Source organism: Natrialba swarupiae, assembly GCF_008245225.1.
In the GTDB taxonomy this organism is placed as follows: domain Archaea; phylum Halobacteriota; class Halobacteria; order Halobacteriales; family Natrialbaceae; genus Natrarchaeobius; species Natrarchaeobius swarupiae.
This window is the reverse complement of record NZ_VTAW01000029.1, coordinates 1-26996: the sequence shown is the minus strand read 5'-3', so window position 1 is coordinate 26996 and position 26996 is coordinate 1. Positions and strand designations below refer to the sequence as shown.

The 26996-nt window shown below is 64.3% G+C and carries 22 protein-coding genes and 1 pseudogene; 11 read left to right on the top strand and 12 right to left on the bottom strand.

What is annotated here, in order from left to right:
• Positions 1 to 23: 23 nt before the first annotated feature.
• Positions 24 to 1619 (bottom strand): class I adenylate-forming enzyme family protein, encoded by a 1596-nt coding sequence (locus FYC77_RS16870; RefSeq protein WP_162354550.1) that lies wholly within the window; start codon positions 1617 to 1619, stop codon positions 24 to 26.
• A gap of 212 nt (positions 1620 to 1831) precedes the next feature.
• Here FYC77_RS16870 and FYC77_RS16865 point away from each other — a divergent pair, with 212 nt between their 5' ends.
• The gene (locus FYC77_RS16865) at positions 1832 to 3163 is read left to right on the top strand and encodes an aspartate aminotransferase family protein (protein ID WP_149082663.1); all 1332 of its coding nucleotides are present in this window, start codon (positions 1832 to 1834) and stop codon (positions 3161 to 3163) included.
• A complete protein-coding gene (locus tag FYC77_RS16860; RefSeq protein ID WP_238387016.1) occupies positions 3150 to 4307 on the top strand; it encodes a thiolase family protein in 1158 nt (385 codons plus the stop codon). The genes FYC77_RS16865 and FYC77_RS16860 overlap by 14 nt, the downstream gene beginning before the upstream one ends.
• A 93-nt stretch (positions 4308 to 4400) precedes the next feature.
• Here FYC77_RS16860 and FYC77_RS16855 read toward each other — a convergent pair whose 3' ends face one another.
• Entirely contained in the window at positions 4401 to 6974 is a 2574-nt protein-coding gene (locus tag FYC77_RS16855; protein WP_149082662.1) for an AAA family ATPase, read from the bottom strand.
• A 394-nt stretch (positions 6975 to 7368) separates the two neighbouring features.
• Positions 7369 to 8298: a sulfide-dependent adenosine diphosphate thiazole synthase gene (locus FYC77_RS16850; protein WP_149082661.1), complete on the bottom strand. Its 930-nt coding sequence runs from the start codon at positions 8296 to 8298 to the stop codon at positions 7369 to 7371.
• A gap of 419 nt (positions 8299 to 8717) precedes the next feature.
• Between FYC77_RS16850 and FYC77_RS16845 the strand changes: the two genes are divergently transcribed.
• Positions 8718 to 10127, top strand: coding sequence for a sensor histidine kinase (locus FYC77_RS16845; RefSeq protein WP_149082660.1), 1410 nt, complete (start codon positions 8718 to 8720; stop codon positions 10125 to 10127).
• A 146-nt stretch (positions 10128 to 10273) separates the two neighbouring features.
• Here FYC77_RS16845 and FYC77_RS16840 read toward each other — a convergent pair whose 3' ends face one another.
• Positions 10274 to 10711: a cupredoxin domain-containing protein gene (locus FYC77_RS16840; RefSeq protein ID WP_149082659.1), complete on the bottom strand. Its 438-nt coding sequence runs from the start codon at positions 10709 to 10711 to the stop codon at positions 10274 to 10276.
• A gap of 153 nt (positions 10712 to 10864) precedes the next feature.
• Here FYC77_RS16840 and FYC77_RS16835 point away from each other — a divergent pair, with 153 nt between their 5' ends.
• From FYC77_RS16835 to FYC77_RS16825, 3 genes are all read left to right on the top strand, one after another.
• Positions 10865 to 11590, top strand: a complete 726-nt coding sequence (locus FYC77_RS16835; RefSeq protein WP_149082681.1) for a protein sorting system archaetidylserine synthase — start codon at positions 10865 to 10867, stop codon at positions 11588 to 11590.
• A 72-nt stretch (positions 11591 to 11662) separates the two neighbouring features.
• Entirely contained in the window at positions 11663 to 13054 is a 1392-nt protein-coding gene (locus tag FYC77_RS16830; protein ID WP_149082658.1) for a HEAT repeat domain-containing protein, read from the top strand.
• 62 nt (positions 13055 to 13116) lie between these two features.
• Positions 13117 to 14922, top strand: coding sequence for a phospholipase D-like domain-containing protein (locus tag FYC77_RS16825; RefSeq protein ID WP_149082657.1), 1806 nt, complete (start codon positions 13117 to 13119; stop codon positions 14920 to 14922).
• A gap of 36 nt (positions 14923 to 14958) precedes the next feature.
• Here FYC77_RS16825 and FYC77_RS16820 read toward each other — a convergent pair whose 3' ends face one another.
• From FYC77_RS16820 to purF, 3 genes are all read right to left on the bottom strand, one after another.
• Complete coding sequence (locus tag FYC77_RS16820) at positions 14959 to 15387, bottom strand: metal-dependent transcriptional regulator (RefSeq protein WP_149082656.1); 429 nt, start codon at positions 15385 to 15387, stop codon at positions 14959 to 14961.
• A gap of 46 nt (positions 15388 to 15433) precedes the next feature.
• A complete protein-coding gene (locus FYC77_RS16815) occupies positions 15434 to 15928 on the bottom strand; it encodes a ferritin-like domain-containing protein (RefSeq protein ID WP_149082655.1) in 495 nt (164 codons plus the stop codon).
• 134 nt (positions 15929 to 16062) lie between these two features.
• Entirely contained in the window at positions 16063 to 17535 is a 1473-nt protein-coding gene (purF, locus tag FYC77_RS16810) for an amidophosphoribosyltransferase (protein ID WP_149082680.1), read from the bottom strand.
• A 216-nt stretch (positions 17536 to 17751) separates the two neighbouring features.
• Here purF and FYC77_RS16805 point away from each other — a divergent pair, with 216 nt between their 5' ends.
• Complete coding sequence (locus tag FYC77_RS16805; protein WP_149082654.1) at positions 17752 to 19554, top strand: MutS-related protein; 1803 nt, start codon at positions 17752 to 17754, stop codon at positions 19552 to 19554.
• 24 nt (positions 19555 to 19578) lie between these two features.
• Here the strand turns inward: FYC77_RS16805 and FYC77_RS16800 are convergent, their stop codons facing one another.
• Positions 19579 to 20202 (bottom strand): DUF6735 family protein, encoded by a 624-nt coding sequence (locus FYC77_RS16800; protein ID WP_238387015.1) that lies wholly within the window; start codon positions 20200 to 20202, stop codon positions 19579 to 19581.
• A gap of 215 nt (positions 20203 to 20417) precedes the next feature.
• Between FYC77_RS16800 and FYC77_RS16795 the strand changes: the two genes are divergently transcribed.
• The 4 genes from FYC77_RS16795 (at position 20418) to FYC77_RS16780 (ending at position 23386) form a co-directional block, all read left to right on the top strand.
• Positions 20418 to 21074: an HAD family hydrolase gene (locus FYC77_RS16795; RefSeq protein WP_149082653.1), complete on the top strand. Its 657-nt coding sequence runs from the start codon at positions 20418 to 20420 to the stop codon at positions 21072 to 21074.
• An 86-nt stretch (positions 21075 to 21160) separates the two neighbouring features.
• Entirely contained in the window at positions 21161 to 22174 is a 1014-nt protein-coding gene (locus FYC77_RS16790; protein ID WP_149082652.1) for an alcohol dehydrogenase catalytic domain-containing protein, read from the top strand.
• 76 nt (positions 22175 to 22250) lie between these two features.
• Complete coding sequence (locus FYC77_RS16785; protein WP_149082651.1) at positions 22251 to 23057, top strand: NAD-dependent epimerase/dehydratase family protein; 807 nt, start codon at positions 22251 to 22253, stop codon at positions 23055 to 23057.
• A 74-nt stretch (positions 23058 to 23131) separates the two neighbouring features.
• Complete coding sequence (locus FYC77_RS16780; RefSeq protein WP_149082650.1) at positions 23132 to 23386, top strand: DUF7535 family protein; 255 nt, start codon at positions 23132 to 23134, stop codon at positions 23384 to 23386.
• 242 nt (positions 23387 to 23628) lie between these two features.
• On the opposite strand, the gene FYC77_RS16775 is transcribed toward FYC77_RS16780, so the two are convergent.
• The 4 genes and pseudogenes from FYC77_RS16775 to FYC77_RS16760 all read right to left on the bottom strand — a co-directional run bounded on the left by FYC77_RS16775 (position 23629) and on the right by FYC77_RS16760 (position 26701).
• Positions 23629 to 24636 (bottom strand): glutathione S-transferase family protein, encoded by a 1008-nt coding sequence (locus FYC77_RS16775; RefSeq protein ID WP_149082649.1) that lies wholly within the window; start codon positions 24634 to 24636, stop codon positions 23629 to 23631.
• An 88-nt stretch (positions 24637 to 24724) separates the two neighbouring features.
• On the bottom strand, positions 24725 to 25156 hold the full coding sequence (locus FYC77_RS16770; protein WP_149082648.1) for a sodium:calcium antiporter: 432 nt from the start codon (positions 25154 to 25156) through the stop codon (positions 24725 to 24727).
• Between the two features lie 153 nt (positions 25157 to 25309).
• A pseudogene (locus FYC77_RS16765) lies at positions 25310 to 25879 on the bottom strand (transposase); the annotation flags it as partial.
• A gap of 48 nt (positions 25880 to 25927) precedes the next feature.
• On the bottom strand, positions 25928 to 26701 hold the full coding sequence (locus FYC77_RS16760; RefSeq protein ID WP_149082647.1) for a hypothetical protein: 774 nt from the start codon (positions 26699 to 26701) through the stop codon (positions 25928 to 25930).
• Between the last annotated feature and the right edge of the window lie 295 nt (positions 26702 to 26996).

Here is a 26996-nt window from a genome sequence, read left to right as displayed (position 1 = left end):
ACGGGTCGGAGTGAACCGACGAGTCACCCGATCCGGCGGTCCTCGTCCGCCCAGTGCCGATCGCGTAGCGTCGCTTTATCGATTTTTCCGATCGACGTCGTCGGCAGTTCGGCAGCCACCTCGACGGACTTCGGCCGCTTGTACCCCGCCAGCCGTTCCCCGGCGTACTCGAGGATATCGTCCACATCGACTGGCGGACTGTCCTCGCGCGGAACGACGACCGCGCGGACGGCCTCTCCCCACTCTTCGTGGGGAACGCCGATCACCGACACGTCGGCAACGTCCGGGTGTTCGCCGAGGACGCGTTCGACCTCGGCAGTGTAGACGTTCATACCGCCGGTGACGATCACGTCGCTGCGTCGATCCAGCAGGAAGAGGTAGCCATCCTCGTCGATCCGACCGATATCGCCGGTTCGGACCCAGCCGTCGACGAACGCGTCGGCCGTCTCGTCCGGCCGATCGACGTAGCCGTCGAAGGCGTAGGGTGCTCGCGCGAGGAGTTCGCCTTCCTCGCCGGGCGCGCACTCCTCACCGGTGTCCGGATCGACGATTGTCACGTCCGAGAGCAGACAGGGCTGTCCCGCCGACCGGAGCAATCGATCGTCGTCGTCCTCGAGTGCGCGGGCGTGATCGCGGCGGTCGAGCGTCGTGATGAGATTCGGGACTTCGGTCTGGCCGTAAAACTGGGTGAAGATCGGGCCGAGCCGTTCGAGCGCCTCCCGCAGTCGATCTGGTCGGATCGGCGCGGCGCCGTAGATCACGTTCTCGAGCGAGGTGAGGTCGTACTCCTCGAGTGGTTCCTCGAGCAGTCGGTAGAGCATCGTCGGGACGAGGAAGGTCCAGGTCACGTCGCGATCTGCGATGGCCTCGAGGAACGCCTCCTTGTCGAACTCCCGGTGGAGTCCGACCGTCCCGCCCGCGAGCAGCGCCGCCAGCAGAAAGGTGCCACCGGAGTGCGAAATCGGCGTCGCCACGAGTCCCGTGTCCGTACTCGAAAAGCCGAGGTCGGCGTGGTGTGCGAGGAGATTCGTCGTCAGCGCAGCCTGCGTGTAGCGGACGCCCTTTGGCTCGCCGGTCGTGCCGCCGGTGTAGAAGTGGCCCGCGGTCGCGTCCGGCGAGACTGAGACGTCGGGGCGAGTCGCGTTTGCCGCGTCCTCGAGGGCGCTCGCGGCCCGCCACCCCGCGGGCGGATCGCCGGAACCGACGGCAATACACGTCGGTCGCGTCGGCAGGTCTGCGAGGAGTTCCTCGACGGGTTCGATCCGTGCCTCGTCGCAGACGACGGCAGCGGGCATCGCGTCCGTGAGAATGTGGTCAATCTCGTCGCTCGAGAGCGCCGGATTCACCGGCAGCCGGACCGCGCCCGCCTTGAAAACCGCGATGTCGACGATCGGTGCCTCGAGCCGGTTCGGCAGGACGGTCGCGACCCGCGTCTCGGGGCCGATCTCGAGGTCGCGAAACGCGTTCGCCAGCGCGTTCGATCGGCGGTGGAGTTCGCCGTACGTGATCGAATCGGCGTCGTCCCAGAGTGCCACCCGATCGGGGCGCCGAGAGAGTGCCGTAGAAAACAGTGCCGGAAGCGTCCCCCCACCCATCGGATCCGTGCGATGTGATGTCATGGTCTGGATTACAGTTGTATCACCCATCGCGTTTCCGGTCCTTAAACTGCGGGGAGGGATATCCAGTCCAACCGCGTATCCAAAACCCATCTAACTGCACGACCCACTCGGAAATTCCGAGATCGTATCAGGTATTCACGACGACTGGCGGCGATAGCTTTTTGGCCTCATTTAACAATGTTCAACTAGTTCGCTGATACGGCTACCAATATATGAAACGAGAGACCACTACCGAACCGTCGAACGCCGACGTCGAAGCGGCCTACGACGAGTACGTCATGCCGATCTGGAAGTCGCTGAACGTGCCGGTCGAGCGTGCGTCGAACTGCACCCTCGAGGATTTCGAAGGCACGGAGTACCTCGACCTGTTCTCGGGCATCTCCGTCGCCAACCTCGGCCACAACGACGAGGCCGTCGTCGAGGCCGCGACGGAACAACTCGAGACGTTCGTCCACGGCTGCTCGTACGTTCACCCGAACCAACCCGTCGCCGAGCTCGCGGAACGGCTCGCGGAGCTGACTCCCGGCGACTTACAGAAGTCGTTCTTCTGTAACTCCGGGACGGAAGCCGTCGAGGGCGCGATCAAACTCGCTCGAAAGTACACCGGGAATCAGGAGGTCGTCGCCCTCGAGATGGGGTTCCACGGCCGCACGCTCGGCAGCCTCGCGCTCACCGGCAACCACGCCTACAAACACGGGATGGGGTCGACGATCAACGACGTGGTGCACGCCCCCGCACCCGACAAATATCGCTCGCCACACCGTGACCTCGACGACGCGGCGTTCGCGGCGGCCGCCGCCGCGGACCTCGAGCGCACGATCGGCACCCACACCAGCGGCGAGATCGCTGCCGTCGTCGTCGAACCGGTCATGGGCGAGGGCGGCATCATCGTCCCGCCCGCGGACTACCTCGAGCGCGTCGCCGAGATTGCCCGCGACCACGGGGGCGTGCTGATCGCCGACGAGGTCCAGACCGGCTACGGCCGGACCGGCGAGTTCTGGGCGGTCGATCACGTCGACGTCGAGCCGGACATCCTGACTCAGGCGAAAGGGATCGCCAACGGGCTCCCCCTCGGCGCGTTCACCGCGTCGGCCGAGATCGCGGACGCGTTCGAGTCCGGCGACCACCTCTCGACGTTCGGCGGCAACCCCGTCAGCTGTGCCGCCGCGCTCGCCACTATCGATCGCCTCGAGGACGACGTCATCGCCAACGCGCGCGATCAGGGCGAGTGGCTCGCCGAGCACCTCGGCGTGCTCGCGGACGAGTACGATGTCGTCGGCGACGTTCGCGGCCGCGGGCTCATGTGGGGCCTCGAGATCGTCGCTCCCGACGAGCGCGGTCCCGGCCCCGCGGACGTCCCGGCGCCGGCGCCGAAACGCGCCGCCGCCATCGCCGACTATCTCCGCGAAGAGGAGCAGATCGTCGCCGGCGTCGGCGGCTACCACAAGAACGTCGTGCGCCTCCAGCCGCCGCTGTCGATCTCCCGCGAGCAACTGGAGCGCGCACTCGAGGGGCTACGAGCCGCTGTCGATGCGAGCCGATAGCATGTCGGCGCACACGCCAACGCCCGTCGTCGTCGAAGCGGTGCGAACGCCGCAGGGCCGCGAGGGCGGCGTATTCGCCGACGTCCGCAGCGAGGATCTCTCCGTCCCGCTCGTCGAAACGATCCTCGAGCGCACCGGCCTCGAGGGTGCCGACGTCGACGACCTCCTGTGGGGAGTCGCCCAGCAGCGTGCCGAACAGGGGAACAACCTCGCGCGAGTCGTCGCGATGCTCGTCGGCCTCGAGTCGGTCCCCGGCGCGACGATCAACCGGTGGTGTGCCTCCTCCGCGGCGGCGATCGCCCGCGCCGCCGACGCCGTCGCGAGCGGCCAGCGGCGCTGTCTTCTCGTCGGCGGCGTCGAAAACATGAGTCGGGTCGCCATCGAGGGTAACGTCGACAACGTTCACCCCGACCTCGGCGAGCGCTACGCTCTCGAGTCGCTCGGGATGGGTGCGACCGCCGAGGCGGTCGCCGATCGGTTCGACGTTTCCCGCAAGGCTCAGGACGAGTACGCGCTGCGGAGCCACGAACGCGCGGCCGCAGCGACCGAATCAGGCCGCTTCGACGACGAGATCGTTCCTGTCGACGTCGATGGAACGGTCGTCGACACTGACGAATGCATTCGACCCGATACGTCCCTCGAGGCGCTCGCCGATCTCCCGACGGTGTTCGCCGAGGACGGCAGCGTCACGCCCGGCAACGCCTCGCAGATCAGTGACGGAGCGGCAGCCCTGCTCGTGACCAGCCGCGCGTTCGCCGAGGAGCACGGGCTCGAGCCGCTGGCCGTCGTCGGGGATCACGAGGTCGCGGGCGTCGACCCCACGATCATGGGCGTCGGGCCGGTCCACGCCGTGGGGCGACTCGAGGAGCGGACCGGACGCGACCCCGACGACTACGACCTCGTCGAGTTGAACGAAGCCTTCGCCTCGCAGACGCTGTACTGCAAGCGCGAACTCGGCTTCGACGACGCGGTCTTCAACGTCAACGGCGGCGCGATCGCACTCGGCCACCCGCTCGGTGCGTCAGGAGCGAGACTGCCCGTGACCCTGCTTCACGAACTGCGCCGACGGGATGGCGAACTCGGACTCGCCACCGAGTGTGTCGGCCACGGACAGGGGATGGCGATCGAGTTCCACGCACTCTGACGTCGAGTGTCGCCTCCGCTACGGCTGCGGGTCTCTGCTTGCGGACCGTCACTCGGTCACGTGTGCAGAATCGCTGCGCTTTGCCGATAATCCCTACGACCAGCCGTCGATGCTCGAGGCCGTCTCCGAAACCCCCTCGAGGAGGTGTCGTTCGCGAACCTGGTCGCCGGCTTGCATCGCCGTCCGGGCGGCGTTGTCCGCGAGCAAGGCGAGGTCGCTCGCCGCGTAGCCGTCTGTGTACTCGACGACGTCGTCCCAGCGACAGTCGTCCGCGACGGGCCGCTCTCGGAGGTGGACCTCGAGGATCTCTCGACGCGCCGTCGCGTCCGGCGGTGGCACTTCGATCCGCTCGTCGAACCGTCCGGAGCGGACGATGGCGTCGTCGACGTCCGAGAGGAGATTCGTCGCGGCGACGACGACGACGTCCTCGTCCTCGAGTCCGTCGAGTTCGGTGAGTAACTGGTTGACCATCTGGCGCTGGCTGGTTCCGTCGCTCCCGCCCCGAGCGCTGGCGATGCCGTCGATCTCGTCGAGAAAGACCAGACACGGCTCGTTCTGTCGGGCGATCTCGAAGAGATCGGCGACGTTCCGGGCGGGTTTGCCCATCCACTTGCTCGTCAGGTCAGCGGGCGTTACGTCGAGGAACGCGAAGTCGAGTTCGCCCGCGAGCGCGCCCGCAATGTGGGTTTTTCCACAGCCCGGCGGGCCGAACAGCATGACGCCGGTTGTCACGCCCAGCCCGTACTCGGCGTACTGTCCTGCGTTCTCGAGCGGATCGATGACGGTCTCCTCGAGGCGGTCCTTGAGCCCGTCCATACCGCCGACGTCGTCGAACTGTCTGTCGACGCTCGGCGTCACCAGCGATCGCGCGCTCAGATCGACGTCGTCCGGTTGCGTGAGAGTTTTTCCGTCGCCCAGCGCGGAGCCGGCCCAGTCCGGTACGCTCGAGTCGACGTCCTCAGCCGCCGCGAGGACGTGATCCGTTCCGATCGCCTCGCCGTCTCGAAGCGCACGCCGTGCGGCGTCGGTCGCGATGTACTCGAGATCGCTCGCCGCGTAGCCAGCCGTCAGATCGACGACGGAATCCAGATCGAGATCGTCCGCGAGCGGTCGTCCTTCGAGGTGGATCCGGAGAATCTCCCGGCGTGCGGGAACGTCCGGCGGCGGAACCTCGACGTGTTCGTCGAACCGCCCCGTCCTGACGATGGCGTCGTCGACGTCCGAGAGGAGGTTCGTCGCGGCGAGTACCAGTACGTCCTCGGAGACGTCCTCGAGTTCGGTGAGTAGCTGGTTGACCATGCCGCGTTCGCTCGTACTCGATTGGTCTTCGCGGGCGCTGGCGATCGCGTCGATCTCGTCGAGAAAGAGCACGCAGGGCGCGTTGGCCTCGGCGATCGCGAACGCGTCCTGGACGTTTTCGGCCGGCTTCCCCATGTACTTACTCGAGAGATCCGCCGGCGTCACCTCGAGGAACGCGTACTCGAGTTCGCCAGCGAGCGCACCGGCAACGTAGGTCTTTCCACAGCCCGGTGGGCCGTGAAGCAAGACCCCGGAGACGGGATCGAGGCCGTACTCCCGGAACGTCTCCGGTTGCTGGACGGGGCCGATCACGGATCGTCGGAGCGTCCGCTCGAGGTCGGCCATGCCGCCGACGTCGCCGAAACATCGGTCCGGACTCGGATCGACGAGCGTCGCGGCGTCGAGTTCGGCGTCTTCGGGCTGGATCGGTTCGTTCGACTCCGATTGGCAATCTCTCGGCTCCGCGGTTCCGGCGGAGTCGGACGGTTCGTCCGCCCCCCGCTCGTTCGTCGCACTCGAGGTGTCGGATCTCTCGCCCGCATCGGTCTCGGAGACGCGTTCGGTGGCGGGATCTGAAGCGTGGTCGTCGACCGACCCGTTTCCATCGATGTCCGAATCCTGGCTTTCCGTCGGTTCCGGCGGATCGATCGCTCGGCGGATCGAGGTGTGTGCGTAGCGTGCGAGCCGACTGTTGTCCTCCCGGAAGAACGTGGAGAGCCACTCGTGTGGTGACTCGCCGTCGGTTCGAGCGTCGTCGACCGTTCGCACGGCACCGATGAGATCCCGACTCTCGGGCCGGTACACTTCGCAGACCCAGAACGGGAGATAGAGCCGGCTCACGTCGGCGACGCCGCGGAACGATCCGGGCTCGAGGTCGTCGGGAAGGCCGAACGCCTCGGTCAACTGCTCCTCGAACGACGACGTTATCGACGATGGATCGGCGAACGCCTTGGATTCGGCGATCCCCTCGAGTCGGTTCGGGAGCAACGCCGCCGCTCGCTGGGTTGGCACCTGGAAGTCGAGCAACACCGACCGGCCGAGACCTGCCCGGTCCATGCCGAAATCGTACGCGGCGAGTGAAACCGTCTCGATGGAGTCGGTTTCGGCCCGGTATCGCTGGAGCGGTCCGTGATTGTCGGTCCACAGTCCGTCGATCAGTGTCACGTCACGGACGGTCTCCTCGCCCCAGGGGAGTCGTCCTGACCGTTCGTACTCGTACTCGACGCGAAAGACGGGGTAGAATACGCGGTGAAATCGCGTGATATCGGCGTCTGCTCCGACGGCTTGCTCGGTGTAAGACTGGAGTGCGTGTTTGACCCGTCCCCCGGAGGGGAGAGCGCGATCGATCTCGATCTCGGCTGGAATCATTCGCGCCCGGTCACCTCCCGGAGCGGCGAACAGCATCGACGGTTCGGCAACTGGTATCGCATTATTTCATCCGTTATTGGTAGACCGAAATGTCACTATCGATCGAGGTTCGACGCCCGTTCTGGCGGGACGCAGGGGGGGACATCGGTAGACGACTCCTGTCTCTGCCCGAACTCGAGCCGGAAAGACACTGAACGGGAACAAAGACGGAGTCGGGGGCGTGAGACGAGGCGCTTGCGGAGGGCACTGTTTGCTCTCCGGGACGCCGTGTACGTCGTCGATCGGGACTACGGTAACGTGTTACTCGTGGTACGGGATTCGGTCTACGAGGATTCGTACGGATTGCTACGAGTTTTTCCCGTCGATCGCAGAACGGCAGGCGATCGACCGGCAATCAGTCGTCGGCCGGCTGAGCGCGCGAGGTCAGTTCGACCTCGGGAGCGTCGACCTCGAGTTCGTCGAGGGCGACCTGGGCGGCGCGTTTGCCCGAGACGAGCATGGCACCGAAGGTTGGACCCATCCGCGGCAGGCCGTAGGTCGTCGCGGTGGCCATCCCGGTCGCGATCAGGCCGTCGTGGACGAGGCCAGTGTGTTCGACGACGGCGTCCTCGCTTTTGCCGACCCACATCGAGTCGTGGCCGGGCGAGTCGTGGCCGGGCGCGCCGTAGGTGTCCGAATCGGTCTGGTCCATGACCTGGCCGCGCTCTTTGGCGTCCTGAATGCCGGGGGCGTCGAGGACCCCGCGCTCGTCGAGTTTGGTGATCGCCATCGCGTCGTGGCCCGTCGCGTCGATAACGAGGTCGGCCTCGACGGCGATCGGGTCGACGCAGGTGATCTCGCGGGGGAGCGCGTGGACTGGCGTCCAGTTCATGACGATTCCCGAGACGCGGTGGTCCTCGCGGATGACGATGTCCGTGAACTCGGTCATGTTCTGCATCTTCGCGCCGGCGTCACAGGCGGCTTTGATGAGCCCGGAACAGGCCTCCGGACCGTTGGCGACGTAGAGGTCCTCGCTGTCCTGGGACTCCTTGTAGGAGACGTCGAGTTCGTCGAGGACCTTCTGGGCGGGATCTCGCACCGTCACCTTGTTCATCAGGAAGCCGCCGAGCCAGAAGCCGCCGCCGAGATAGTTGTTCTTCTCGACGACCATCACCTTCACGCCGCGCTCGGCGAGTTCCTTCGCGGCGGTCAGCCCCGAGGGGCCGCCGCCGACGATAATGACGTCCGAATCCGAGAAGTCCATGAACTCCTCGGTCCACTCCTGTCCGATTGCACGCGTTACATCCGCTTCGCCGACCTGGCTGAACTGCTCGAAGTCGCTCATACAACTAGGTGGTATTCGCCGGTAGTGAAAAGTCTGTCGTGACGGTCGTCTGGATAGACAACCGGATCAAACGTTCAGCAGAGCAAACCTCTCGAGGGGAGACGAGTGATGTACCTGTCGGTTCAGAATATCCCGCCATCGAGTTCTCCCTGACGCGTCTTGCGGCCCATCACAAATTGTCGAATCAGCCGATCGAGCGACATGCGAACCGAGCACCGACAGTTGGCCAGTTACAGCGGTAGCAAGACGAAACCCCATCGGCTTCAACCGTGCCAACAACTGGGTGTCTATTACAACCGTATTCTTATCGCTGAAATTGTGGGATCTCACTCGACACACGAGTGACACTTGTGGTTAAGTAAATTATATGATTGGTTTGGCCAAAGCATTCTCATCTATGCTTGTCGTTTTATTTTTTCATGTCTGAATCGATCCAGGTCGTCCATATCGACGATGAGCCCGATCTGGCCAGGTTGGTCGCGACGAATCTCGAGCGCGAGAACAATCGGCTCAGTGTCCAAGCGGCGACCTCGGTTGAGCAAGGACTCAACCAGGTAGGGGATCGAACAGAGTGTATTGTTAGTGATTATCAACTGGGCGACGGAACCGGTTTAGATGTTCTCGAAGCGGCTCGAATGGAGTATCCCAACATTCCAATTATACTATTTACCGATACGGGAAACGAGGAGGTGGCAAGTCGTGCCATTAGTGCGGGAGTCACGGATTACATGATCAAGGGTACCATTGCGGAACAGTACGAATTGCTGGCAACCAAGATCGCCAACACTGTAGAACAACGTCGGGTAGCTCATCGGGCGGATCAAGTTGAACAGCACCTCCACGAACTGAGCGAACAGGCTGACGATGTCCTGTTTATCTTTGATGGTGATTGGAGTGATGTTTTATTCATCAATTCGGCGTATGAAACGGTCTTCGAGCAACCAGTGGAGATGATCAAAGACACTCCGTCAGTCTTCGTCCAGGCGGTTCACCCTGACGACCGTGAGCGGGTATCGATGTCGATGGAACGCGTTTCTGCTGGCCAATCCGTTCAAATCGATTATCGAATTGCTACCGTTGGCCCGGATGAAAAGTGGGTTGAGTCTCACGTCAAACCGGTCATCGTAGACGGTGACGTGATCAGAATTGTTGGATATACTCGGGATATTTCACAACGGAAAGCCCAGGTGCAGGAACTAAGACGGAAGAATGATCAGCTAGACCGCTTTGCTTCCATCGTTGCACACGACCTTCGAAACCCATGGAACGTTGCTAACGGCTTTTTGGAAGCCGCCCGTTCCAGAGGAGATAACCAGGAACTGGAGGCGGTATCGGATGCGTTAACGCGGATGGATCAGATCATTACGAATTTACTGGAGCTAGCCAGAATCGGGGAGACAGTAGACGAGGTGGAACCGATTTCGCTGCCGGATTTAACCGAAGCGTGTTGGAACTCGATTGCTGAGCCCGAGGCAACCCTCAACAATGAGACGGATATCACGATTTACGCGAATAATATAAGACTCGCACAAATTTTCGAGAACCTATTTAGAAACGCTATCGAACACGCTGGAACGGACGTCACGATTACGGTCGATCGATTGGACGATGAGTCGGGTTTCTTCGTGGAAGACGATGGCCCGGGAGTTCCACCAAGCAAACGCCAGACAGCACTCGAATGGGGTGTTTCAACGACAGATACCGGAACCGGGTTTGGATTGGCAATCGTTCAGGAGATCGTCGAAGCGCATGAGTGGTCATTACAGATCACGACCGGAGCTGAGGGTGGTGCCAAATTCGAGATTACGGATGTCGAATTTGTAGAGTAGGAAATTCCTATTAGCCAGACCGACCTTATTAGCGGTAACTGCGGTAACTGTGTGACCCGTGCGTGTCGATTGATAAATCGTCACGGAGGGTATTGGGGCTATTTTGTGACACGCTCGAGCGAGAGTAGTCGGCGGCCGTCGCTGGATCACTCGGTTACGATAATCGTCCCGACCATACCGCCTCGGACGTGGGGTTCACAGATGTAGTCGTACGTTCCCGGAACCTCGAACGTGTGCTCGTAGGTCTCGCGGGTGCCGAGGCGACCGCCGCGGTACTCGTGCCAGGCGTCTCGAGCGGTCCGCTCGTCCTCGTAGTCGCCGGTTGCGAAGTACGCCGCGCCCTCGGGGAGGGTGTTCTCGAGGGCCGTCACCGTGTGGTCTGCGCCGCTGGTGTTCTTCCAGACGACCGTCTCGCCGACGCGGACCTCGTACTCTTCGGGAACGAACTCGTTGCGCGTCATCCCGACGTCGCAGCCGTCGCCGCCACAGGGGTCGTCCTCGAAGACGCCGAGAACGGAGGTACAACCCGCGAGCCCAACAGAGGCGACGGTTCCGACGGACGCGAGGTAGGCGCGCCGGTTCATACTCGCCGGTTAGGAGAGTCCGCATATAACCACCCCGGTTCGTTCTCGCGTCACTGGAACCGTGTAGGCTCGAGCAAGTCGGCTGGCGATTTTGCTCGCCTGTCCATGGCGAAACGAAAACACGTAAGGTATCCGCCCGCCGAATCGGCGAACATGCTTCCGCGGTTCGTCGGCAGATTGGGAGTCGCCGACGCAGTGACGATCGCCAACGCCGCCCTGGGGTTCGTCGCGGTCGTCGTCGCCTTCGTCGACATCGACCTCGCCGCCCGACTCATCCTGCTGGCTGCGGTCGCCGACGGGTTAGACGGCATTCTCGCCCGCCGGTACGGCGGTACCGAGGCCGGCCCCTACCTCGACTCGCTGGCCGACGTCGCCTCCTTCGCCGTCGCGCCTGCGGCGCTCGCGTTCGTCGTCGTCACCGACGGCCTCGGCATCGGATTCGACTCGATGACGGTTGAGTTGGCGCTCGTCCTCGCGGTCTGTACGCTGTTCGTCGCCACGGCGGTTACCCGGCTGGGGATGTACACCGCCTACGACGTCTCCGGCGACTACACCGAGGGGATCCAGACGACGCTGGCGGCGACGATCCTGGGTGCGGCGATCCTCGCGAAGGTCGCCGGCCCGTGGCTCGTCCTCGCGATCACCGGGGCGTTCTGCTACCTGATGGTCTCGCGGATCCAGTATCCGGATCTGCTCGCTCGAGACGCGGGGATCATGGGCGTCGTCCACGTACTCGCCATTCTCGTCCCGGGTTTTGCCAACCGATCGTTTCCCTTCGCGCTCTTGATCCTCGGTATCGCGTACATGGTCTTCGGTCCGGTGTTCTACTGGCGCGAGAGTTCCGCGCCGCCGAACGCCGACGCGCATGGAAACGCTTAGGGCGATCCTGACACGACCGTAGCGTATGAACGCTGTCACGCGTGAGCGTCGTCTCTCGAGGAGGGTGTACGCATGAGTGACGACGACCCCGAAGCGGAAGACGGCGCGGACGAGGAAGCCGAGACGGACGCGTCGGCCCCCGATCTCGACGCCATCGAGGACGATCTCGAGGCGTCCGAGGCCGACCTCGCGGAGCTCGGCGAAGACCTCGAGGCGGCCGAGACCGAAGACGACCTCGACGTCGTCGAAGCCGATCTCGAGGCGTTTCGTGACGATCTCGAGGAAATCGAGATTCCCGATCCGCCCGAGACGGACGAGGACGAGGACGACGAAGACGACGAACCTGCCCGGGAGGCGGAGCTCCAGGACCGCTACGACGAGATCGAGTCCGATCTCTCGGATCTCGAGGACGACCTCGAGGATCAGCGTGGCCCCTACGCCGAGGACGTCGTGGGCGAGATCGACGGCGTCAGCGGGACGATCACGGGCACCCGCTGGACCGTCGAGGGCGACGAGGAACTGATCGCGGCCGTCGACTCCTTCCTCGCGGACGTCGACGATCTGGTCGGAAGCGACGTCTCGATCCCCACCGACCTCGAGCCCGCGAGCGGCGCCGAATTCGGCGAGGGTGGCGAGGAGGAGAGCACCGTGCCCGAGGGACTCGCGGACGCGCTCGAGGACGCGACGACGGCCGTCGAGGACGCCCATCTCGACGCCGACGACGACGCGGAGACGATCGCTGGGTTGCTCGAGGCGACGGACACTTTCGAGTCGGACGTCGACGACGCGACCGAGTGGACCGACCTCGAGGTGCGCGAACAGCTGCGCCGCGAGGGCTTTTACGACGTCCTCGACCACGTCAAGGACTTCCCGCCGGAGTGGCACGCGCTCAAGGTCCACGAGAAACGCGGCGACGTCGACTATATCCTGCTGGCCTACGACAGCCTCGACTCGGATTTCATGGAGGAACACTGCCTCGAAGCCTTAGAGCGGATGGGGCCGGAGGAGGCCACGGAGCCGATGCTCGCCCAGGCCAACCGGCGCAACCAGGCCGCGATGCGTATCCTCGGGAAGATCGGCGTCGCAGACGACGACGTCGTCGACACGCTCCTCGATTACGTCGACAGCAACCCGGACCTCCAGAAGCCGGCGTTTCGCGCGCTGGGAGAGATCGGAGCGGCGGAAGCTGTCCAGCCGATCGCGAACCAGCTCGCAGAGGAGAACCCGGACGTCCGAAGCTGGGCCGCTCGCGCGCTCGGTCTGATCGGCGACACCCGCGCGATCGACCCGCTTGGCGACGTACTCGCCGAGGACGAGGAGGATCGCGTCAGGGCAAGCGCTGCCTGGGCACTCAACCGGATCGGGACTCGACAGGCCCTCGAGGTCGTCGCGGAGTACGCCGACGACCGTGCGTATCTCGTCCAGGCGGAAGCCGAACGAGCCGACCTCGAGCCGGCTACCTGACCGGTGGCTTGCGGAACCGTTCGACCTGACCTTTAGGTACCATCGGGCGGCCAGACGGGGTGATGGCCTCGCGACGGATCGTCCTCTGTGTCGTCCTCGCTACGTCGGTGCTCCTGATCGCCGGGTCTGCGAGCACGTTCGCCGGAACCGAACACGGGGTGACTGTTCACCCGTCGACCGCTCATCCGTCGGATTTCGAGGACGAAACCGCGAACGGACTCGAGTGTGCACCGCCGCCACTATCCAGTGCCGGCGACGAGCCGCCGACGTCGGCCGAGGGCGACCGCAACGACCGTGAGGCGCGTATCGTCGAACTCTATCCCAACCCGACGACCCACGGCAACGCTGGCGAGTACCTCGTCCTCGAGGTACAAAGAGAGACTCGCCTCGAGAACTGGACGGTGACGGACGGTCACACGACGGCAACGATTCCGAACGAGACGATCGACGGCCGAGTTGCGTTCAGTACCGATCCCGCAACCACCGCTGAACTGACCGACCACCGGGTTCTCGAACTCGAGGGGACGGTCCGGCTCGCTGTCGACGGCGACGAACTCGAACTGCGAAACGGGACGGAGGCGGTCGACGCGGTGGCCTACGAGGACGCGCCGATCGCCGAACGCTGGTATCGTACTGACGGCGGCAGCGAAGCTGACCGGGCGGAGGGTCGTTGGCATCCCCGCGATGGCACCTGCTTTCCCGTCGTTCGCGCCGAACCGACGGCGGCGACGACCTTCGTCCTCCCGGATTCGCCCGACGTTCCCCTCGAGACGATCCGTTCGGCCGACGATCGGCTCGTGCTCGCGGGGTACACCATCACGTCGGTCGAGGTCGCCGACGCGCTCGTCGACGCGTCGGCGCGGGGCGTCGACGTCGCCGTGCTTCTCGAGGCCGGACCCGTCGGCGGGACGCCTGCCGCAACCGAACCGCTCCTCGAGTCGTTGGCGGAGGGTGGCGTCGACGTCCGCGCGATCGGCGGCGAGGGGGCTCGCTACCGGTTTCATCACCCGAAGTACACGGTCGCCGACGATCACGTGCTGGTGACCAGTGAGAACTGGAAACCCTCAGGAACGGGAGGCAAGGCGAGCCGCGGGTGGGGCGTCCGTCTCGAGGACGACGAGATCGCCGACGCGCTCGCGGCGACGTTTCGGGCCGACTACGAGGGGTGGGATACCCGCTCGAGCGAGCAGTTCCGGTCGACGGCCACGTTCGTCGAGGACGACGGCATCGGCGGGGACCATCCGGAATCCACGTTCGAGACGAACCACGGCGCCGAAACCGTTCCCGTCGAGTCGGTCGAACTGCTCGTCGCTCCGGACAACGCGGCGGATCGCCTCGAGGCGCTGATCGCCGACGCCGACGACGAGATCCTGATCAAACAGGCGAGCATCGCCGCCGACGTCTCCGTTCTCGAGGCGACGCTCGACGCCGCCCGCCGCGGTGTCGACGTTCGAATCCTCCTCGATTCGGCCTGGTACCACGAGGAGGAGAACGCGGCGCTGGTGAACGATCTCGAAGCGATTGCGGCCGACGAAGAACTGGCGCTCGAGGCGACGGTCGTCGACCGAACCGACCGGTTCGAGAAGATCCACGCGAAGGGCGTAATCGTCGACCGCGAGGCGGCCGTCGTCGGAAGTGCAAACTGGAACGAGAACGCCTTCGAGAACAACCGTGAGGTGTTACTCGTCCTCCACGGTGAGTCGGCGGCAGAGTACTACGCGGCGGTCTTCGAAGGCGACTGGGACGGGGACGTCTGGACGCTCCCGATCGGATTGAGCCTCTCAGCCGCCGCCGTTCTCGCCGTTGCGGCGCTCGTCGGCTGGCGGTACGTCCGGTTCGGCGATCGGCGAGTGGCCACAGAAGAGTGACGACGTCTGACGGTATCGAACGGACCGCTATCCGTATCAGTTCACGGGACCGCAGGCTTCGAGGTGGATACAGCAGTCGTGTTCGGGGTCGAAACAGTCCGGACACTCCTCAGGGCGGTCGATAATGGTGTCGAGCCGGTTGGCGACGGTGTCGTCGATGACGCTCTCGAGCGCGTGGGCTTCTGCGCGAAACTCCTCGACTTCGAGGACGTTTACGAGGAACCGTTCGATGATGCAGTACGTCTGCAACGCCTCGTGTGCCCGCTGGAGTCCGTCGTCCGTCAGACTCGCCCCCTTGTACTTTTCGTGCTCGACGAGGCCGCGATCCTCGAGTTTGCCGATCATCTCGTTGACGCTCGCCGGGCTGACGTCGAGTATGTCCGCGAGCGTTCCGGTCGACGCGGGTCCCTCTTCCATGCGCTGTGCGAGGTAGATTGCCTTGAGATACTGATCTGCAGTGTTCATCGCGTCCCTCCGTCGGTGTCGGTGTTCGTCCCGATCTGTTCTCCGATCATGCCCGGTGCTCCATGATCTCGGTCACTTCTTCGGCTCCGTCCTTTTCTTCCTCGCGAATGTCGTACAGCGTCTCGAGCAACCGGTCGCGGTCGAGGGCGAACTCGGTATCAGAGGCCTCGACTGCGTCGATCAGGTCGTCGTAGAACTTGTAAGCCGTCTCCTCGTTGCACAGCTGGTCGTAGAGGACGCCGTCGGTGTCCTCGGGCGGGCCATACTGTGCGTCGACTAACGCGTTGATCTCCTCGTAGGCGACGGTTTCGGCGTCGAGGTCGTCGATCAGCGCCTCGAGTCGCTCGCGGTGGTCGGCCGACTCCTCGTTGGCCTCGACGAGCAACTCCCGCACCTCCTCGTCGACCGCATCCCGCTTTTCGGCTGGGAGGGATTCGAGGTGGTGGGCGGCGCGTGACTCGACGACCTCCTCTAAGACGACCCCGATCTGGAGGAGTCGCGCGAGTTGGTGGTCGCTCGAGACACGCTGTCCCAGACTCATAGCTACCCGTCGGTGTGCCTGTTACTTAACTTCCGGCATCCACACCGTTCCAGGTCGGAATCGGTCGCGGTTGCGCAACGAACCGGCGTCCGTTCGACGAGCGAGCCGGACGACAATCCGCACACGAGTTTCGATCAGTCGTCGGCGAGAATCGTCTGCCCGCCGAGATCGGGGCGACTGACGTCTCGATCGGTCTCCTCGCCGTCGATGTCGTAGGGGTACTCGCCGGTCACACAGCCCAGACAGAGGTCGATCCGGTCGTTTCCGAGGACCTCGGCGACGGCGTCCGTCGAGAGGTACGCGAGACTGTCGGCGTCGATCACGTCCCTGATTTCGGCGACGGTCTTGTCGGCAGCGATCAGTTCCTCACGAGTGGCCATGTCGATGCCCATATAACACGGGGCGACGATTTCGGGCGCACCGATTCGGACGTGAACCTCCTCAGCACCACAGTCTTTGAGCAGCGTGACGAGTTGCGTCGACGTCGTCCCGCGGACGATGCTGTCGTCGATGACGGTGACGGTCTTCCCTTCGATCGTCGATTTGATCGGGTTGAGTTTCAGGCGGACCGCGCGTTCGCGTTCGTCCTGGGTCGGCATGATGAACGTCCGGCCGACGTAGCGGTTTTTCATCAGCCCCTCGGCGAACTCGACGCCGTTGTCGCCGTCCGCTCGGGGTTCGCCGTCGGCGGTCGTCTCGGCGGCGGCGTCGGCGTAGCCGGAGGCGAACGCACGTCCCGAGTCGGGAACGGGCATCACGACGTCGGTCTCGACGCCACTTTCCTTCCAGAGCTTGCGCCCGAGGTTGCGCCGTGCCTCGTAGACCAGCGTGTCGTCGATGACGCTGTCCGGCCGGGCGAAGTAGACGTGCTCGAAAAAGCAGTGAGCCGTGTTTTCGGCATCGATTAACTGGTACGAGTCGAAACCCTGCCCGTCTTCCTCGAGAACGACCAGCTCACCCGGACGCACGTCACGGACGAGTTCCCCGTCCAGGGTGTCGATCGCCGCAGATTCCGAGGCGAGGATGTAGCCGTCCTCGAGTTTCCCGATACAGAGCGGTCGGTTGCCTTTCGGGTCGCGGACGCCGAGGACGGTGTCGTCGTGGCTGATCGTCAGCGCGTAGGATCCGTGGATGCGGTTCATCGTTCGCTTGACCGCGCGTACGAGATCTTCCTCTAACAGGTTGCGCGCGAGGTCGTGTGCGATGACCTCGGTGTCGCCGTCGCTGGTAAAGGCGTGGCCGACGGCGGCGAGTTCCTCGCGGATCTCGTCGGCGTTGACGAGGTTGCCGTTGTGCGAGAGCCCGAGCGAGCCGCTCTTGAACGAGACGGAGAAGGGCTGTGCACAGGAGGTGTCGACCGAGCCCGCAGTCGGGTAGCGGACGTGGCCGATCCCCGTCGAGCCGTTGAGGACGTCGAGATCGCCCTCGTCGAACGCCTCGCCGACCAGTCCCATCTCCACGTGGCTGTGTTGCTGGAAGCCGTCGTGGGTGACGATCCCGGCAGATTCCTGCCCGCGGTGCTGGAGTGCATAGAGTGCGTAGTACAACGGTCGTGCCGCGTCGCGACCGGCCAGTGAGACGCCGACGACGCCGCACTTCTCGGTCATTCCTGTTCGCCGGGGAGTTTCGCCCCGCCCATCAGTCATAGGCGTCAGTAGGGTGGCGCGCGGATAAAAATCCCCGTGTTTGTGCCTCCAATCCTGTCCTCGAGCCTAAGTAATATCCACGTTTGTGCATACTTCCACTCCGGACGGCGGTTCGGACACGCGCCAGCGCCACGACGTGACACAGCGTTCAAGAGTATCGGCTCGAACACCTCGGGTATGCGACTCGAGGAGTACTGGGGTGTCGGCCCGAAGACGCGGGAGACGCTGGTCGAGGAACTCGGCCGCGAGCGGGCGATCCGGGCGATCGAGAGCGGCGACGTTCGAGCGCTCGCAGACGCTGGACTGGCTCGCGGGCGGGCGACCCGCATCCTGCGTCGGGCGACCGGCGGCGACGGCATGGAGACGCTGGCGACGAGCGACGCGCGCTCGGCGTACAAGGAACTGCTCGATCTCGCGGTCGAACACGCGGTTACACAGCGTGCGGCCGATCGGATTCGGGTCCTCACACCCCTCGTCAGTCGGGCGGCAATGGAGCGACGGCTCGAGGACGTCCTCGCGGCGCGGGACGCCTGGCGCGACCTCCCCGAGGACGATCGGGAATCGGTCCTGTCGGCGTACGACCGCTACGACGAACGCGACGGGAGCGAACTGGCTGCCGTCGAGGCGGCGATCGCACTGCTCGAGGCGGGCGTCGACTCCGGTCCGTTCGCAGCGATCGCCGACCTCGAACGGGACCGACTCGAGGCGGCAGCCGAGGCGCTCGCGGCGCTCGAGGGCAATCGCGGGCGCGTCGCCGGCGGGGCCGACGGAGAACTCGATCGACTCCGGGACGCGCTCGGTGCCGTCGAGGATATGGACGCCAACGCGCTCGAGTTGATCGAGCAGCTCCGGTCCGGCGGCGTTCGCGACGTCGACCAGTTCCGCGAGGCGTTCGAGGACCACCTCCTCGGCGAGACGAACGTGACGATCGACCGGGTGCGTGATGCGATGGCGACCGATGCCACGGACGCGACCGATTTCGTCGGGGCCACCTTGCGGACGCTCCGGAGCGATCTCACCGCGGCGATCGACGAGCGCGAAGAGACCGTCGCCGCCGAACTCGAGGCGGCCCTCGAGGAGTCACGCGAGACCGTCGATCGGGCCGTCGAGGCGGTCGACGAGATCGCGCTCCACCTCTCGCTCGCCCGGTTCGCCCTCGCCTACGACTGTACGCGTCCGACGTTCGTCGACGGCGATGAGGCCGCCGTCTCGGTGATCGAGGCGCGAAACCTCTCGCTTTCGACGCGTGACGCGGAGGACGTCCAGCCGATCACGTACGCGCTGGGCGATCACGACGTCACGGACGTTCCCGGTGGCCTCGAACCCGGTTCCGAAGACGAGGACGGCCCCGGTGTCCCCGGCCGCGAGCGCGTCGCCGTCCTCACGGGGGCGAACAGCGGCGGGAAGACGACGCTGCTCGAAACGCTGTGTCAGGTCGTCTTGCTGGCGACGATGGGACTGCCGGTTCCCGCAGAGCGGGCCGAGGTGACGCCGGTCGACTCGCTGGTCTTTCACCGTCGCCACGCGAGTTTCAACGCGGGCGTCCTCGAGTCGACGCTGCGTTCGGTCGTGCCGCCGCTTTCCTCCGACGGCCGGACGTTGATGCTCGTCGACGAGTTCGAGGCGATCACCGAACCCGGGAGTGCGGCGGACCTGCTTCACGGACTCGTTACGCTGACCGTCGATCGCGACGCCCTCGGCGTCTTCGTCACCCACCTCGCGGACGATCTCGAGCCGTTGCCGCCGGAGGCACGCGTCGACGGCATCTTCGCGGAGGGGCTGAACCCCGACCTCGAGTTGCTCGTCGACTACCAGCCGCGGTTCGACACCGTGGGTCGGTCGACGCCCGAGTTCATCGTCTCGCGACTGGTCGCGAACGCGACCGACCGGGGCGAACGGGTCGGCTTCGAGACGCTCGCAGAGGCCGTCGGAAACGAGGTCGTCCAGCGGACGCTTGCGGACGCCCGCTGGAACGAGTAACCCGGTTCGTCCGCCACAGGTCGGTCACTCTCGATTCTCGTCCCCGTCTCGATCGCGGTCCCGATCGTCATCGGTTCGGCCGGTGACGTCCTCCCGGCGACCGTCTTCCGCGGGCCAGACGTCCGGCCGCGGCGTGTATGGGAGGCTTTCGCCGTGTTGCTGGCCGTTTCCGAACGTGTAGACGATTCCGTCCTCGTCCTCACAGATCCGGGACTCGAGGTAGGCCTGTGCCGCTCGGCGGGAGAGCGCGCCCATCTCGATCGCATCGCCCAGCGTCGTCTTGACCGCGCGAAACCAGGCTCTGATCTCCCCGTCGCGGGCCGGGTCCGCCCGGACGATCGCACCGCGGCCGTCGTCGCGACCGTCCCCCCACTCAAGCCAGCAGACGCGGTAGACGTCGACGGCGTAGTCGTCGTCGGGCGAGACGAGGTAGAGCGCTTCGTGGACGCAGGGATCGAGGAGATCCACGAGAATCCGATCGCGCGCGATGGAACCTGCGAGGACGGTGGCGTCGACGACCCCCTCCGCGAGCGGCGTCGATTCGGTGATTCGATCGGCGAGCGAGAGGTCCTCGCCGCCCCAGTGGCTGTAACGAACGTCGTACAGACGGTCCGGGCGCCGGTAGGCGACGAGTGCTCTGTGCCCCATCGCGGTCACGCTCGTGATTGACGGCCATCGACGATCGAACGCGATCGAACACCTGAGTGGTCGGACATCACCGGCTCTGGTCGCCCGCCCGTACTTGAACCTCCGGACCGGGGTCGCCGCGTCCGGCCGGCAGAAATCGTTCTCGAGACGCGGCAGCGGGTTCCGCGGACGCAACGACGATATTCGTTCGCGCCCAAGGTGGCGGCCACGCCATCATGGCAGCCAGCTACGACGCGGTCGTATTCGACAACGACGGGGTACTGACGACGCCGACCGACCGGGACGTCTTGCTCGAGGCGATCCACGACGCCTTCGAATCCGTCGGCGTCTCGAACCCGTCCGACGAGGAGATTCGAACGCTCCTCGGCCCCGACCGGTCCTCGCTTCGTCGGGTAGCGGACCACCACGGGATCGACGCCGCCGCGCTGTGGCGCGCACGGGAACGGGCTGCGATCGACGCCCAGCGCGCCGAGATCGAAGCCGGACGAAAACGCGTCTACGAGGACGTCACCGCCCTCGAGTCGCTTCCCGTTCCGACCGGAATCGTCAGCAACAACCAACACGAGACGATCGAGAACATCCTCGACAACTGCGCACTCGAGCCGATCGAGGTCTGGTACGGGCGCGAGCCGACGATCGAGGGGATCGCCCGGAAGAAACCGACGCCGTACTACCTCGAGCTGGCGATCGAGGATCTCGGCGCGAGGAACCCGCTGTACGTCGGCGACAGTCGCGTCGACGTCGTCGCAGCCGACGCAGCCGGGATCGACGCCGCCTTCGTCAGGCGCGATCACCGCCTCGAGTACGACCTCACGGACCACGAGCCGCGCTACGAGATCGACTCGCTCGAGGCGCTGCCGGAACTGGTGTGATGGACGGTCGTCGTGGCGAGACGCAGTTACGACCGTGATCGAGTCGGTGACCAGATACTTTTCTCGAGCGCTCGTTTTCCGAGCCGATGCGTGTCGCAGCATTCACCGATCTGATCGGCCCGGACGGAGTGGACGTGATCGACTGCGAGACGCCCGATCCCGGATCCGACGGGGCAGTCGTCGACGTCGACGCCTGTGCGATCAACCGCCACGATCTGTGGATCCTCGAGGGGGAGTCGGCGATGGTCGAGACTGACGACCTGCCGTTCGTCACGGGTCTCGACGTCGCCGGCACCGTCCGCGAGGTAGGGGAGGGCGTCTCGAGGGTCGAACCCGGCGACCGTGTCGTGCTCTGCCCGAACGAAACCTGTGGGCAGTGTCGGTTCTGCCGGGAGGGGCCCGAGAACCTGTGTGCGAACTTCTCGCTGTCCCACGGCGGTCTCGCGGAGGCTGCACGCGTCGAGGCCGACCGGCTCGTTGCGCTCTCGGACGAGGTGTCGACGACCGTCGCTGCGTCGATCCCGACGGCGTATACGACCGCCTTCCACATGCTCCGGCGGGCCGACGTCGGGCCCGCCGACCTCGTCTTCGTCCCGGGCGCGACCGGCGGCGTCGGCGTCGCGACCGTGCAACTGGCGACGATCCTCGGCGCGCGAACGGTCGGCACGTCCTCCTCGGAGTCGAAACTCGAGCAGGTCCGCGAGTTCGGGCTCGATCACGGAATCCAGTCGACCGACACCGACGAGATCTACGAGCAGGTGAGAGAGATCGGTGCGCCCGACGCGGTCGTCAACCACCTCGGCGGGGAGTACACCGAACTCGGTCAACGAGTGATGGCCCGCGGCGGGACGATGGTCGTCTGCGGACGCACGGCCGGAGGGACCTCGACGATCGACGTCGCCGACCTCTTTCTCGAGCACAAGCGAATCGTCGGCTCGACGATGGGGACACAGGACGAGTTGTGTCGGCTGGTCGACCTCGTCGCAGCCAGCGATCTCGAGCCCGCGATCGACGAGACGTACGCACTCGCGGAGACGGCCGACGCGTTCGTGGCGATGAGCGAGCGCGAGAGCGTCGGGAAGCTGGTCGTCCAGCCGTAATCCGTCGAAGCGAACCGGGAGCGAGGCCAGAACGTGCCGGCCCGACGTATTTCTCCTCGAGCGGTGTCGGTTGTCTATGACCAACGTGGCGATCACCGGCGCGTCGGGCACTGTGGGACGGGAAGCGATCGCGGCCTTCTCGGACCGCGACGAGACGCTGACGCTCTTCTCACACAGCGAGACCGAGGGCCTCGAGACGACGCCGGTCGACATCACCGAGCGCCAGGCCGTCTTCGACGCACTCGAGGGACAGGACGTGGTGATTCATCTGGCGGCCAACCCCGATCCACGCGCCGAGTGGGACACCGTCTCGGGACCGAACGTCGAGGGGCTGTACAACGTCTACGCCGCTGCGGTCGAGAACGACCTCGAGCGTATCGTCTTTGCGAGTTCGAACCACGCGGTGAACATGGAAAACACCGTCTCGCCAATCCGTCCGGAATCGACGGTCGCCAACCCGGAGGTCGTCCGGCCGGACGATCCGCCGGATCCGGACACCTACTACGGGGTCACGAAGGCCTTCGGCGAGGCGATGGGTGCGTACTACGCGAACCGGCACGGACTCGACGTCGTTTCCCTCCGGATCGGCTGGTTGCTCACCCGCGACGAACTCCGCGAGGAGTGTGCCGACCGAGACGGCGCTGGCGAGCGGTACGTCCGCGCGATGTGGCTCAGCCCCGAGGACTGTCGACGCGTCGTCGAAGCGGCCGCGACGCACTCGCTCCGTCGGACGCCGTTGATCGCCCACGGCATCTCCGACAACGCCGAACGGTTCCTCTCGCTCTCCGAGACGATGCTCGAACTCGGCTACCGACCCCAGGACGACTCCCAGACGGTGCTCGAGGACGAGGTGAACGGACGAACGGGGCTCGAGACCGGTTGAGACGGGCCGCCGTCTCCGGAGCGGTGGCTCCCCGTATCGAAAGACCGAATATCGGGTCGTTCGAACCGTCACGTATGTCTACCAAGGTGTCCGAGTCGACCGGCTACGTCTCGAACGTCCAGATGTCGGCGTTCGGGTACGTCATGGCGGCGATTATCGCGATCGTCATGCTTCCGGTCCTCCCCGTCGTCGTCCTCGTGTGGCTTCTCTGGCGAGTGTTCGTCGCGGGCGACGACGTGGAACCCAGTTACGAGACGTGGCGAAACGATCCGAATCGGCTGCGGCCCTCGCCACCAGAACCGGAGACGGACGACGAGGACGAGGACTGATAGGGATTCTCGTAGGAGTTCATTGTTTCCCAGTGAAGAACCGAGAGACAGTGCCGAAAGAGAGGATTCGAAACCGGTGGTTGGCTACGATAATCCCTATGATACGGCCTGCTGTACCGGTGTGACCGCTGAACTGCTCGCAATTGTCCCGTCGATGACGTACAGTAGTCCGTGTGAGACGAATCGCCGTACGCTATTTTGCTGACGACGAACGATCCGGTCTACGGCCGACCCAGACCGGTTTATCCATCCGTGCCGGCTGCGACGAGCTCCGACGGCGGCCCACCCGGGAGTTCGTCCCGATCATGGGGAGCGTCGAACTCGAGGTCCGGGCCTCGAGCGACGATCCGGTGTGGGTTGACCACCGGGTGAGTGGTGTAGTAGTGTTCCGTGATGTGGGTCATGTTCACCGTCTCGGCGACCCTCGGCGTCTGGTAGAGATCGCGGAGGTACGGCCACAGATTGTCGTACTCGCGGACGTACTGGACGTTACACATGAAGTGGGTGTGATAGACGCTGTCGAACCTGACGAGCGTCGTAAACATGGCAACGTCTGCCTCGGTGAGTCGGTCACCGGCGAGATACCGCTGGTCTTCGAGGACGTCGTTCCAGTGATCGAGCGCCGCGAAGAGGTCGTCGACGGCCTCGTCGTACGGTCCCTGGTCGGTTGCGAAGCCGGCCCGGTAGACGCCGTTGTTGATCGGCTCGTAGATGTCGTCCAGAATCCGGTCGACCTCGTCGCGATACCCCTCCGGGTAGAGGTCCACGTCCCGGGTCGCGTACTCGTCGAAGACCGTCTCGAGCATCCGCATGATCTCCCTCGATTCGTTGTTGACGATTGTGTCCGCGTGGGTGTCCCACAACACCGGCACCGTCACGCGACAGGTTGCATCCGGGTCCGCGCGGACGTACAGCTCCCGCAGATAGTCGGCGTCGTGAACGTGATCTCGGGTACAGCCCTCCTTCTCCGGTGTGAACTGCCAGCCGTCATCGTCCCGGTAGGGATCGACGACCGACACCGGGATCGCATCCTCGAGCCCGTTGAGTGCGCGACTGACGAGCGTTCGGTGTGCCCACGGACACGCGTAGGAGACGTAGAGGTGGTACCGACCGGCCTCCGGCTGGAACTCGGCGTCGGGATCGTCGCGAACCCAGTCCCGAAACGCGGTCTCCTGACGCTGGAAGGAGCCGTCGTCGTCGGTCGATTCGTACGCGTCGGTTCGCCACTCGCCGTCGACGAGCATATTCATACCGCTCGTACGTCCTCGAGGGTACAAATGACTCCGCTAACGTCGGTGTTACCGCGTTTCGCGGCCGCTGGGCGTCTTCGTTCCGAGTTCAGACCGCGACGCTCGCGATCCAGTAGCTCGCACCGACCACTAGCAGGGCGGCCCCCTCGAGTCGCGTCACCCGCCGCCCGGTCGCGAGAACCACCGCCGCGAACCCGGTCAGGATGACGAGCCACGCCAGCCCGAGGCCGACGTCCGTCGGCTGAATAACGGCGGCGGTGCCGAGCACGCCGAGGAGGTTGAACAGGTTCGAGCCGACGACGTTGCCGCTCGAGAAGGTTCCACGACCGTCGAGTGTGGCTCCCGTCGAGACGACGATTTCCGGCGCGGAGGTGCCGAAGGCGACCACGGTGAGTCCGATCACCAGCGGCGAGACGCCGGCCGCACCCGCGAGTCTTGAGGCCCCGGTCACGAGCGGGCGAGCGCCGATCCAGAGAGCGAGGATTCGGACGGCAAGCGCGGCGAGGTCTCCGACGACCACGGTGACGTACGTCTACGGGCGTCGTGAAAAAGCCGGCCCGTTGCGGGGTGGAGTGAAAGCGGTTGACGGTTACTACGAGTACGATTCCGTTCATATCTCCTCCCGATTCAGGCGTCGTTCAGAGTGTTTTGTTGAATAGCTGCTGAATGATGGTTAGAGCGGTTCACAGAGCTTTTCTATGTTGCTGATGGCGAACATGAGGTCAATTTCACGCAATTGTCGATACCAGCCCAGCGCTCGCACGGCATCACCGAGCGAGCGCTTCGTCGTCGAGTACGAAGTTTCCGCCATCCAGCGCTGAGTGTAGCCTTTTGTCCGGATGAGCGCGTTGTTCCCTGTCGTGAGTGGCCTCGACCCACGCTGTCAGATCAGGAGTTCGACACCGAGGGCGTAGAACTCGTATGTGGTGTGCCAGTTGTGGAAGGCGTTGTCAGCAGCGACGGAACGCAGGTCGTCCGCGTTTCGGCGGACGACCTGCGGCCCTGTCTTCGTATCGTGTTTTCACCGGGCTGAGATATGGACGTCAAGAACTGCAAGAGGCTCTACATCGGTTAGTGTCGTCACTTTCAGCGTCTGCACGCTATTCCCGGATTGCAGACAATAGTACGATGAAGCAGCGCGTCGGTCGAAGAACGTACTGTCGAGAGCGACGTGTCCAGACTGCGGGTGTTGCTGCGCTTAAACGCGCAGCAACGCCCGCCACACCCACATTTTCAGCCGATTAGATCGCTCTTCAACAGAGCAGAACATTCAACTATTCGATCCGAACGATCACTCGCCGCCGTCGAGATCGGCGTTCCATCCGTCCTGCAATCGGGCTCCGAACTCAAAAGGGCCATCGAGTGAATACCCTGCGTCTTTGCCGCGGTCGTCTGTGACGAATTCACCTCGTGCTGTAACTACTCCCGATCGGTCGACGCGGACGAACGATTCGTCCATCTGCGTCGTCAGACCGATTCCACTACTCTCACTGTGGCTACCGTCTGCAAGTAGGCCGTACCGTACCTCGCCGAGAGGGGTCGCGTTCGGGTCGACGAGCGCCATCTGTTCGAACACCCGATAGGTCTGTCTTTCCTGTTGTATCCCGAGTCGCCGACGGAGCGGTTGTACGGACAACTCGTCGCCAACCGTTGCGATGCTGAGTTCGAAGAACGTGGGCGGTCGGCCCGATTCGCCGGGTGGTTGAATTTCACCCGCGAACCCAGACGCGGACAGTTCGTACGTCTCACCGCCAATGCTGAGGACGGCCTCCCCTCGATTGTCAGGGACGGCTACGTCCGCGTGTACCGTTGCCCACCCTTCGGACGGATCGATGTCCAGCTCGATTGGATCTCTGTCATTGTCTCCGTCAAACTGTTCGTCCGCTGTACGGCCACTGTTCTCATCGTCGTCGGTGTCTCCGTCAAACTGTTCGTCCGCTGTACGGCCACGATTCTCATCGTCGTCGGTGTCTCCATCGTCACCTCCCGTACAACCTGCAATACTTGTCAGAGACGCGCTGGTACAGAGTGTGAGCCACTGCCGTCGGCGAAGTTTCGAACGCATGCGGAGTCTATGTTAAATATTATATATAAATGATTCTTTTTTGTTTATTTCGGAGTACACGCAGAATTTTCCAATTACGGTGAACGATTCCTGTCTCAAAGAACGAGCAACGGTAGCGACGAGGGTGGACTTGAATTCAGCCTCAGAAGCCGATTTGCTGCGGTATCGAGTTGTTCTTGGAAAACCGGTTATTGGTTGTAGATATCTGCGCATCAAGTCTCAGTCGATCACACCGACAGCCTCACTGTCTTGTCCAGTAGGCGCTGAATCTGGTTGAACTGTGCTCGGCCCGTCT